Origin of the sequence: Bacillus sp. 7884-1 (assembly GCF_002272245.1) — a bacterium.
Taxonomy (GTDB): Bacteria; Bacillota; Bacilli; order Bacillales; family Cytobacillaceae; genus Neobacillus.
The window spans coordinates 1-10,649 of the sequence record NZ_NPDD01000064.1; the positions used below are offsets into that span (position 1 = coordinate 1).

8 protein-coding genes are annotated in these 10,649 nt (G+C 41.3%); 1 reads left to right on the forward strand and 7 read right to left on the reverse strand.

From position 1 onward, the window contains the following. Nucleotides 1-214 precede the first annotated feature (214 nt). Complete coding sequence (locus CHI06_RS29685) at nt 215-391, forward strand: hypothetical protein (protein ID WP_179292564.1); 177 nt, start codon at nt 215-217, stop codon at nt 389-391. Between the two features lie 74 nt (nt 392-465). Here the strand turns inward: CHI06_RS29685 and CHI06_RS08730 are convergent, their stop codons facing one another. From CHI06_RS08730 to ligA, 7 genes are all read right to left on the reverse strand, one after another. Next, entirely contained in the window at nt 466-1,077 is a 612-nt protein-coding gene (locus CHI06_RS08730; RefSeq protein ID WP_095248057.1) for an NAD(P)-binding protein, read from the reverse strand. A gap of 19 nt (nt 1,078-1,096) precedes the next feature. After that, nucleotides 1,097-2,533, reverse strand: a complete 1,437-nt coding sequence (gene cobA / locus CHI06_RS08735; protein WP_095248059.1) for a uroporphyrinogen-III C-methyltransferase — start codon at nt 2,531-2,533, stop codon at nt 1,097-1,099. A 37-nt stretch (nt 2,534-2,570) separates the two neighbouring features. Continuing rightward, the gene (gene nirD, locus CHI06_RS08740; protein WP_095248060.1) at nt 2,571-2,891 is read right to left on the reverse strand and encodes a nitrite reductase small subunit NirD; all 321 of its coding nucleotides are present in this window, start codon (nt 2,889-2,891) and stop codon (nt 2,571-2,573) included. A 6-nt stretch (nt 2,892-2,897) separates the two neighbouring features. Further along, nucleotides 2,898-5,312 carry a nitrite reductase large subunit NirB gene (nirB, locus tag CHI06_RS08745; RefSeq protein ID WP_095248062.1) on the reverse strand — a complete coding sequence of 805 codons (2,415 nt, stop codon included), beginning with the start codon at nt 5,310-5,312 and terminating at the stop codon, nt 2,898-2,900. A gap of 368 nt (nt 5,313-5,680) precedes the next feature. Beyond that, nucleotides 5,681-7,228: an L-glutamate gamma-semialdehyde dehydrogenase gene (gene pruA, locus CHI06_RS08750; protein WP_095248063.1), complete on the reverse strand. Its 1,548-nt coding sequence runs from the start codon at nt 7,226-7,228 to the stop codon at nt 5,681-5,683. A gap of 127 nt (nt 7,229-7,355) precedes the next feature. Beyond that, on the reverse strand, nt 7,356-8,522 hold the full coding sequence (locus tag CHI06_RS08755) for a CamS family sex pheromone protein (protein ID WP_095248064.1): 1,167 nt from the start codon (nt 8,520-8,522) through the stop codon (nt 7,356-7,358). A 13-nt stretch (nt 8,523-8,535) separates the two neighbouring features. Continuing rightward, nucleotides 8,536-10,542, reverse strand: coding sequence for an NAD-dependent DNA ligase LigA (gene ligA, locus CHI06_RS08760; protein WP_095248066.1), 2,007 nt, complete (start codon nt 10,540-10,542; stop codon nt 8,536-8,538). Between the last annotated feature and the right edge of the window lie 107 nt (nt 10,543-10,649).

Consider the following 10,649-nt stretch of genomic DNA (forward strand, 5'->3'; position numbering starts at 1 on the left):
GAGTGAGACCCCACAGGTCGGAAAGACCGAGGAGGCTCACGGGCGAGCCCGCGGAAAGCGTAGCGCCTAGAGCGCAAATCAACAGCAAGTTTAACACAGCCATACAATAAAAAGACGTGTATAAACTATGAAAAAGTTGTCTATGCTGAATACTATAAAAATAGATTAGGAGAGTGGGGAAGCATGAAGTTTTTAATAGTAGAGGTGACTAGCAATGAGCGTGGATGAATTAAGCAAAATTATTGCTGTTAAAAAGATGGATTTAGAGGAATGTGAACAAGAGCTTAACAGCCGTTATTATCCATCTATCGTGAGGATCGCCATGATGGATTATATAGAAAACCTACAAGAACAATTAGAAAAGTACAACAACGACCATATAAATTTGTAATACTATAAAAAAAGAAATGACGTGTAGGAATTCACACGTCATTTCTTATGTCTTTCATTTCAATAAGAACTCGCTTATTCTTGCAGTAATCGAGACAAGTCAGCTTCGCGATTTGGACTTTTCAAGAACTCCTCACTAACGATTGCATTTAATATTTTTCCTTTTCTAGAGGGATCTTTCACTTCTTTTAAAATTCGCTTCCTGGCTGAAAATAGGAATTCTAGATACTCTTCATAAGGTTCATCGAATTGGTACTCAAGCTGTTCCCTTATTTTTCTTGCCAGTGTTGGACTAGCGCCGCCTGTTGATACAGCAATGCTCAATCGTCCTCGCTGAATATGAGAGGGAACATGAAAACCCGATCCTTCCGGGTCATCGGCAATGGTCACCAGTTGTTGTTCGCTCGCTGCCATTTTAATTGACTGATTTAACACATTGTCATTCGTTGCAGCAAAAATTAAAAACGCACCTTCAATGTCTTCTTTTGAAAAGGACCTTTCTAGCCACTCTATCAATCCACTACCTGCAAGCCCTTTAAGTTCCTCTGTAGCTTGGGGGCTGATCACGGTGATAAGCGAGCCCGTACCAAGCAGTCCGGTTACTTTCCGCTCTGCAACCCTGCCGCCGCCTATGACCACTACTTTTTTCCCCTCGAGCCTTAACATAATCGGATAGTTCGAATTCAAGTATTCATCCTACCTTTCCTCAGGCTTTCCTATACTGGATTAAGTATTCTACCAAAGCTTTTCTTGTTGGAGATTCAGGCATTCCATCTGAAACTAAGCCCGCGCGTTCAGCTTCCTCTTTTGTCTGCTGGCCCATGCAAACCACTTGTACATCTTTTAAAAGGTCAAACACATCAATACCGCATTCCTTCAGGCTCTTGATAAATACTTCAACGGATGCCGCGCTTGGAAATACCATCGTATTTACATCAGCTTCCTCTAGCATACGTTGAAAAATAGGCAGGAACTGCCGGTCTAGCGATTTTTTACTCGTGACTAAGAAGTCGACATTTTCAAACTCATATTTATTATTCTCCCCGACAACCAGCAAGCTTCCTTCCTGTGGCATGCCTTCGATGAGTCTAGCAATAAAACCGCGCTCTCTTAATGCGTTAATAGATTTACTGGAGCAGCCATAGAACTCAGCTCTAACTTTTCGAATATCTATCCCTTTTTCAATAATTGCATTAAAAAATTCACCGACGTTTTCAGGCGAGGAGAACAAAATTTTATCGTAGTCCATAATATTACCTAATTCAACAGGCAATTTAGTCTTTTTCCATTTAGGAAACTCGATAACGTCTGCGCCCTTTTCCATCAATTCCTTCGCTATGCCACTAACACTTTCACCAGTACGGGCAAGTAATATTTGATGGCCGTACAAGGGCATTTTTTCAAACCAACTGATTTTTTCTCGGAGGGAAATGACATCTCCAACAAGAATAATCGATGGATTGCTAAACTTGGCCTCGAATACCTTTGCTGAAATATCTGATAGAGTTCCTTGTAAGGTCTTCTGGCGTCCGAATGTTCCCCACTGAATTAAAATCACTGGCGTGGCCGCTGGTTTGCCATGAGCGATAAGATTATCACAGATATATGGCAGATTTCCAACACCCATGTAAAAAGCAATCGTATCAACGCCGCGGACAAGGCCTTCCCAATCTAGCATTGGCTTACCATCGACTGATTTATCATGCGCCGTTACGACTGCAAACGATTCTGCATACTCACGATGGGTAACAGGAATTCCTGCATAAAGGGGGGCTGCAATCCCCGATGAAATGCCAGGAACAATTTCAAATGGAATTTGATAGCAGGCAAGGGCTGCGGCTTCTTCGCCAACTCGTCCAAATACCCCAGGATCTCCGCCCTTTAATCGGACCACCACTTTACCTTCCAGTGCTTTTTCAACTAAAAGGTCGTTGATATTTTCTTGGCGTAAAATATGGCGGTCAGGCAATTTACCGCAATAAATCAGCTCGCATTCATCAGTAGCAAACTCCAATAGCTTTGGATTGGCAAGCCGGTCATATAAAATAACTTCAGCCTGCTGGATTGCTTCCATTCCCTTTACAGTGATTAAGCGAACATCTCCCGGCCCTGCTCCTACTAGAAATACTTTTCCTGTTTTCATCCTGCAGCCATCCTTCCAAACTCTTTGTATAAAGCTCTTATTTTATAATATAAACGTTATCTCCTTCTACTTCCACCTGATAGGTCTTTACCTGTCCTTCATCTGGTGCTTGAACCTTTCCGTCAGCTAACGAGATTTTCCAATCATAGACTGGGCAGAAAACAAACTCACCGCTTACTAGACCTTCGGTTAAAACACCGCCTTTTGGATGCGGACTTTGGTTTTCAATCGCAAATACCTTACCATTTGTAACTTTAAATAACGCTACTTCATTATCATGTAGTTTTACAGAATATCCAGCCCTTACTGGGAGATCAGAATAATTAGCAACTAGGGTCCGAGTTTTTGTTAAAATCATTTATAATCACTCTCCAGCCTTTACAGTGTGAACTGCATAATATTTATCTTTAATATTTTCACTTTCGATTGCTTCATTCCAAGGTTCAATGTACTTCTTCAACGTTTGATCCATGCGGTCATTTAATGCTTTTCTCGTTTCTTCGTTTGCCAGAACTTCTTTTACATGCTCTAAGCCAACTCGTTCTACCCACTTTGAAGTACGCTCCAAGTAATTGGCTGTTTCTCGGTAATATTGAAGGTAGGCACCAGTCATTTCCATAACCTCAGCTTCTGTTTTGACAGTAGCTAATAGGTCACCAGCACGGAGATCGACACCGCCATTTCCGGCAACATAGATTTCCCAGCCTCCATCAATTCCAACAAAGCCAATGTCTTTAATTCCTGCCTCTGAACAGTTTCTTGGGCATGCAGACACACCCATTTTTACTTTATGTGGTGTATCAAGACGTTCAAATTTCTTCTCGAGTTCAATTCCAAGTGCCATTGAATCCTGTGTACCATAGCGGCAGAATTGTGCACCTACGCAAGTTTTAACGGTACGAAGTGTTTTTCCATATGCATAACCTGATGGCATATCAAGCTCTTCCCACATGCTTGGCAGGTCTTCCTTTTTCACTCCGAACAAGCCAATCCGCTGTCCGCCGGTTAATTTTACTAATGGCACCTCATACTTTTCAGCAACCTCAGCAATTTTTTTCAAATCAGCCGCCGTTGTCACACCACCATACATTCTAGGTACAACTGAGTATGTTCCATCCTTCTGTATATTCGCATGCATTTTCTCATTTACTAGACGTGAGTCACGGTCATCCTTGTATTCATCCATGTGAATCATGCCAAGATAGTAGTTAATAGCAGGACGACATTTCGTACATCCTTCTTCGTTATTCCATTCTAGAACGTTCATGACTTCTTTCACACTTGTTAAGCCTTTTTCTTTAATTTCAGCGATCAATTCTTCTCGGCTGATGGTTGTACAACTGCAAATGCTTGTTTTTTGCGCTGCAGCGGCATCGATTTGGTCACCAAGTGTATAAGCTAAAATATCATTCACCATCGGCTTACAGCGTCCGCAAGAACGGCCGGCATTGGTACAATGACTTACTTGATCAAGAGTGGTCAAACCCTGCGTTTTGATTGCCTCAACGATCGCGCCTTTTGTAACACCATTACATCCGCATACCAATTCATCATTTGGCATTGAGGCAATGTCGCCGCTAGCGCTCTCGGCTGAACATTGTGATTCCAAAATGGATACCCCAGTAATATCCTCTTTTTTGGTCAGCATTCGAAACAATCTTGTACTATCTTTTGTATCACCATAGAGGACAATCCCAACAATTTTGTTATTGCGGACTAATACCCTTTTATAGATACCTTCGTATTCGTTGTAGACCATAATGGATTTAGTAGTACCATCTTCAAAAATTTCACCTGCTGAGTAAAGGTCCACTCCAGCGACTTTAAGCTGAGTTCCTGTTACTGAACCTTCATATGGTACTGCTTCTTTCCCACAAATTCTTTCCGCCAAAATTTTACCTTGCTCGTATAATGGTGCAACCAAGCCGTATACAATTTCCCTATGCTCGGCACATTCACCAACAGCATAGACATTCGGTGCACTGGTTTCCATATAGTCATTGACAACAATACCGCGATTCACATAAATACCGCTGTCTTTTGCCACACCGGTATTCGACTTAATCCCGATTGCCATTACAACAAGATCCGCTCTCGCAAAAGTCCCATCCTTAAAACGAAGTCCAGCAACGCGCTCATCCCCGATGATTTCAACCGTTTCCTTTTCCATTAAAAAGTTCATACCCTGTGATTCGAGCTCAGCTTTTAGTAGGGATGATGCAATTGGATCTAGCTGACGCTCCATTAAACTCGGCATTAAGTGTACCACGTCAACCTTCATGCCAAGGTTTAGTAATCCTCTTGCCGCTTCAAGACCAAGAAGTCCGCCTCCGATTACCACTGCCTTTTTGTATTGACTCGCTTGATTGATCATCATTTCACAATCTTTTATATCACGAAACCCAGTCACGCCTAATTTGTCCGCACCTGGAATTGACAGGATAAAAGAATTGGAGCCTGTTGCTATAATTAGTTCATCATACTCTACTTCACGACCTTCGTCGGAAATTACCTTCTTTGCTTCTATATCAATCTTTGTTACTGCTTCACCAGTAAATAACTGAACATTATTTTCTTTATACCAGTCTAATGGATTAATAATAATATCTTCAAAGCTTGCATCCCCTTGAAGGATATTTGATAATTTTATGCGATTATAGTTGGGGTGTGGTTCTTGTCCAAAAATAGTAATTTCAAATTGATTTGGTGAAAGTTTAAGAATTTCCTCTATTGTTCTAACTCCCGCCATTCCGTTTCCGATCATCACTAGTTTTTTCATGTGATTCGCTCCTTTATATTGGTTTATCTATGAATTTACGTTAATTATGTTTTTCTCTATAAAAACATTGTAAATGCTGAGGAGCTGATTGATTGTGACATACTTCACAATTTAACATTAGTTTGTGAATCATTTCACATTATTGTCAAATATCAATACGAAATTTGAAGGGGGAAAAAAGTTATGGACTTTTTTTGTGGGATTATGGACTTTTTCTGTGGGGTTTTGGACTATTTTCAGTGTGTTATGGACTTTTTTTTATAGTTTTGGACTATTTTCAAGGGGTTATGGACTATTAGACATTATTTTCCATAAATCAATGAATTAAAAAGCCCAACTCATATGAATTGGGCTTTAAAAATTGGATATTAATACATTTCAGATGTAGTCTTAGCTTGCATATGAAGCAATAAGTAGTCAGGACCGCCTGCTTTGGAGTCAGTTCCAGACATGTTGAAGCCGCCGAATGGCTGATAACCAACAATCGCACCTGTACATGAACGGTTGAAATATAGGTTACCAACATGGAAGTCTTCACGAGCCTGCTCTAGGTGCTCACGATTAGTCGTGATAACGGCACCTGTTAAGCCATACTCAGTATTGTTCGCAATTTCAATAGCTTCAGTGAAATCCTTCGCTTTCGTGAAACCAACCACCGGGCCAAAGATTTCCTCCTGCATGATTCGTGCATCTGGAGCAAGGTCGGCAATGACAGTTGGTTGAATGAAGTAGCCTTTTGAATTGTCTCCTTCGCCGCCAGTCATTAGCTTACCTTCTTGCTTGCCGATTTCTACATATTCCATGATTTTCTTGAAAGCGTTATTGTCGTTAACAGGACCCATAAATGTTCTTTGCTCAGTTGGGTCACCTACTATTAATTCATTCGTTAATTCAACCACACGGTTTAATACAGTATCATAAACATCCTCAACGATAACGGCACGAGAGCATGCTGAACATTTTTGACCAGTGAAACCAAATGCTCCTGCAACGATTGATTGTGCAGCAAGCTCAAGGTCTGCTTCTGAGTCAACCACGATGGTATCCTTTCCGCCCATTTCAGCGATTAAACGCTTCATCCAAACTTGACCAGGGTTCACTTTAGAAGAACGTTCGAAAATACGAAGTCCGACATCACGGGAACCTGTGAAGCTAATGAAACGAGTATCTTTATGGTCTACTAGGTAGTCCCCCACTTCAGCACCGCTTCCTGGTACAAAGTTTAATACGCCTTTAGGAAGACCTGCTTCTTCCATCACTTCAACGAATTTCGCTGCAACAACCGGAGTGGTAGAAGCCGGTTTTAGTAGAACCGTATTTCCAGAAACAATCGCTGCGACTGTTGTACCAGCCATAATCGCTAATGGGAAGTTCCAAGGTGAAATGATAATTCCAACGCCTAGTGGAATGTAGTTATAGCGGTTAAATTCGTTTGGACGGCTATTTACTGGAACGCCATCTTTAAGTGCCAGCATTTGGCGGCCGTAATATTCAAGGAAGTCAATCGCTTCCGCAGTATCTGCATCCGCTTCTCTCCATGGTTTACCTGCTTCCTTTGTTAAAAGGGCAGAGAACTCATGCTTACGGCGGCGAATTATGGTCGCAGCTTTGAATAATACATCCGCACGTACTTCAGCTTTCACCTTTTTCCATGTTTTGAATGCTTCAACAGCTGCCTGCATTGCTTGTTCCGCATGATCCCTGCTGGCCTTGGATACGCTGCCAATTACTTCTTTGTGATTAGATGGATTATAAGATACGATTTTATCTTCAGTCGTTATTCTTTCGCCGCCGATTACAAGTGGGTAATCTTTGCCTAAGTAACTCTCAACTGTCTTTAAACCGTTTAAATATTCTTGACGGTTTTCTTCATTTGTAAAATCTGTGAATGGTTCATGCTTATAAGGTTGTACCATGTCTAAAACCTCCTATGTAGTAAAAACATTACATCCTTGTACATTCTAACATGTTTCTTTTATAGCTATCAATGGGTAGCCATAGAGGGCATATTTTGGTAAAAAAAGACCTGACCATGAAGTCAGGTTAGTAAATATGGACAAATGGTTCGGCTTCGTTTGCCTTTCGGACGATTAGTGCTTCTGGACCGTCAACACTTGTTACACTGACCGAAACGGATATATAATTTGGAAAATGCTCGAGGACAAGACCGGTTACATATTGAGTAAACCCGATGGCCTCTGATTTTCCATAGAACTGAATCGGAATCGTAATATCTAAATCAGTAAATTGATCTCCAATATAGAAGGCCCGGCCAATGACGCCGTTAAAGTTTGGAAAATATTCCTCAACATCCTGCTTAAAGTTTAAAAAAGCTGTTACATCATCGCGATGTGCCTCTTGAGCTTCGGTTGATGGAAATAAGAAATACTTTTCAGAAACAGGCTCCCAAGCATTAATAGTTGAGCTTCCCTTATCAACATTGGCATAGGTGAAAAAGGTGCCAGGGACTACAGATGATCGGCTTTGCTGTTCAAATAGAGCAATGGTAATCGGAACATCCTTCAGATTTTTCGTTGCCCGGAGACGTTTAAGGACTTCTTCGGCTATCTTTTTCCCTTCCCGTTCCATTTCGGCAAAGTCAATCTCCCTCTCAAAGTAAGGTTCACCTACTGCAGTACGAAAATAATGGACGGAATTTAGTGCCAGTCCAATAACGACACCGCCCAATTTGACAGTATCATCTTCTCCTTTGATGAGGTAATCATGTTCTAAGATGTGGGCTAAGTAGATAGGACTATTACTATTTCCTTCCTGAAAATCTGCGCCGTCTTCCATAAGCGGGTTTAAGCCAATATTTTGATCCTCCTTTAAACCTTCTTCACTTAATTGTGCCGCCGTAAATTTACGATTCAACCATAATCTAACAGTGTTCCGCTTTAATTCCTGTCCTTCACGGAATAAATAGGTTTTAGGGTCAAATTGATGCTGCGCAATCCTCATCAAACCTGTTTCAAATTCATTAATGTCATATCTAGTATTAATATTTCCAACTATTAATCCGCGTGCTTCCCCAGGCTCGAACGGTAAAATCGTCCGATAATAATTGTCGGAAATATTATATTTCGGAATAATTGCTTTCTCTTCCGCCTCTTCCTTTGTTTGCACAACATTCTCCTGCTTTTGAAAGTTTGGTGCACATCCACTGAGCAGAATGACAAGGGAAAGAGCGGGCAATGAGAGTTTTCTCACATCGATACACCTCTTATTTATTTAATTCTACCAAGAGCTTCTCCTCGTCCCAAACTTCAATTCCTAGCTCCTCGGCCTTCGTAAGCTTTGAACCAGCATCTTCACCAGCGATAACAAGGTGCGTTTTCTTGCTGACACTCCCTGAAACATTCCCTCCAAGAGCTTCAATCTTCTCTTTGGCTTCATTTCTAGAGAGCTGTTCCAATTTACCTGTCAGAACGACCGTTTTTCCTGCAAAAATACTATCTGATTCTTGTGCTGAAACTGGTTTTGCTCCTTTGTATTCCATGTTTACCCCGGCCTCTGTTAATTCCTTTAGCAGAGCTTCCGCTTCTTCTTGTTCAAAAAAGGCAACGATCGAATCTGCCATTTTATCTCCAATTTCATTAATTCCAATCAAGTCTTCCTTTGTTGCAACAGCTAGTTTGTCCATCGTATCAAAGCTTTGGGCAAGTGTTTTTGCAGCTTTCGCACCAACATGGCGAATACCTAGTCCAAATAAAAGCTTTTCTAATGAATTCACTTTAGATGCTTCAATCGCTTTTAACAGATTCGTAACTGATTTTTCTCCCATTCTTTCTAAGGCTATCAGCTGATCATAGGTTAGTTTATAAATATCCGCAACATCCGAGATTAATTTTTCGGCAAAAAGCTGGCTGATTACCTTTTCACCTAGACCGTCAATGTTCATCGCATCCCGTGATACAAAATGGATAAGCCCTTCACGAATCTGCGCCGGACACTTTGGATTAATACAACGTAAAGCAACCTCACCTTCAAAACGGACAAGCTCACTTTCGCATTCTGGACAATGCGTTGGCATTTGGAAATCACGTTCATCACCAGTTCGTTGGTAAGCAAGGACATTAACCACTTCAGGAATAATATCTCCAGCTTTTTTAACAACCACCTGATCGCCAATCTTTATATCTTTTTCTCGAATTAAGTCTTCATTATGCAAGGATGCACGCTGAACCGTTGTACCAGCTACCTTAACCGGCTTTAAAATGGCAGTTGGAGTGACAACACCTGTCCGGCCAACGCTTAATTCAATATCAAAAAGAGTTGTAACGACTTCTTCAGCAGGGAATTTATAAGCAATCGCCCAACGCGGACTTTTCGCTGTTGTTCCAAGCTTGCTCTGGTGTTCATAGGAATCTACCTTAATAACAATTCCATCAATTTCATATGGCAAATTAGGGCGTTTATCAACCCAGCTTTTTACATATTCAATAACCTCGTTAATTGATGGACACTTTCGTCGCTCTTTATTTGTTTTGAAGCCAAGTTGATCTAAGTAGTCAAGTCCTTCACTATGGGATGCCGCGACCATTTCACCACCACCGCCAATTCCATATAAAAAGACATCAAGGTTACGGGTGGCAGCTATTTTCGGATCAAGCTGGCGTAAAGAACCTGCTGCTGCATTACGTGGGTTTGCTGCTAATTCTTCACCACGTTCTGCTTTTGCTTTGTTTAGCGCTTCAAAGGAGCTTTTCGGCATATAAGCTTCACCGCGGACTTCTAATGTTGCATTTTCCCGCAGACGGAGAGGAATCGATTTGATGGTCTTTAAGTTAGCCGTAATATCCTCGCCAATGGTGCCGTCTCCTCTTGTTGCTCCTTGGATAAACAAGCCATTTTCATAACGCAAGGAAACAGCAAGACCATCAATCTTTAATTCACAAACATAAGTGAAATCGTCACCCACTGCCTGGCGAATACGGCGGTCAAAATCTTTTAAATCCTGCTCGTTGAAAGCATTGCCTAAGCTTAGCATAGGTGAGCGGTGCTCTACTTTTTCAAATAAATCTAGTACCTTACCGCCAACCCGAACAGATGGTGAGTCTGATGTTTTTAATTCCGGAAAGCTTGCCTCAATCTCTAGCAATTCCTGCATTAAACGATCATACTCTGCATCAGGCACAGTAGGTTTATCCACTACATAGTATTCATAGCCATATTGATTTAATAGGCTTCTTAGTTCATTGACTTTCAATTCCGCTGTTTGAAGGTCCATATATCCAGCCCTTTCATTGTAAAATAATACGAGAATAGCCCCATAGCAGGGGCAATTCTTTTTATTTGACCGTGTTGATTTGCGCTCCAGGCACTTCGCGCACCTTA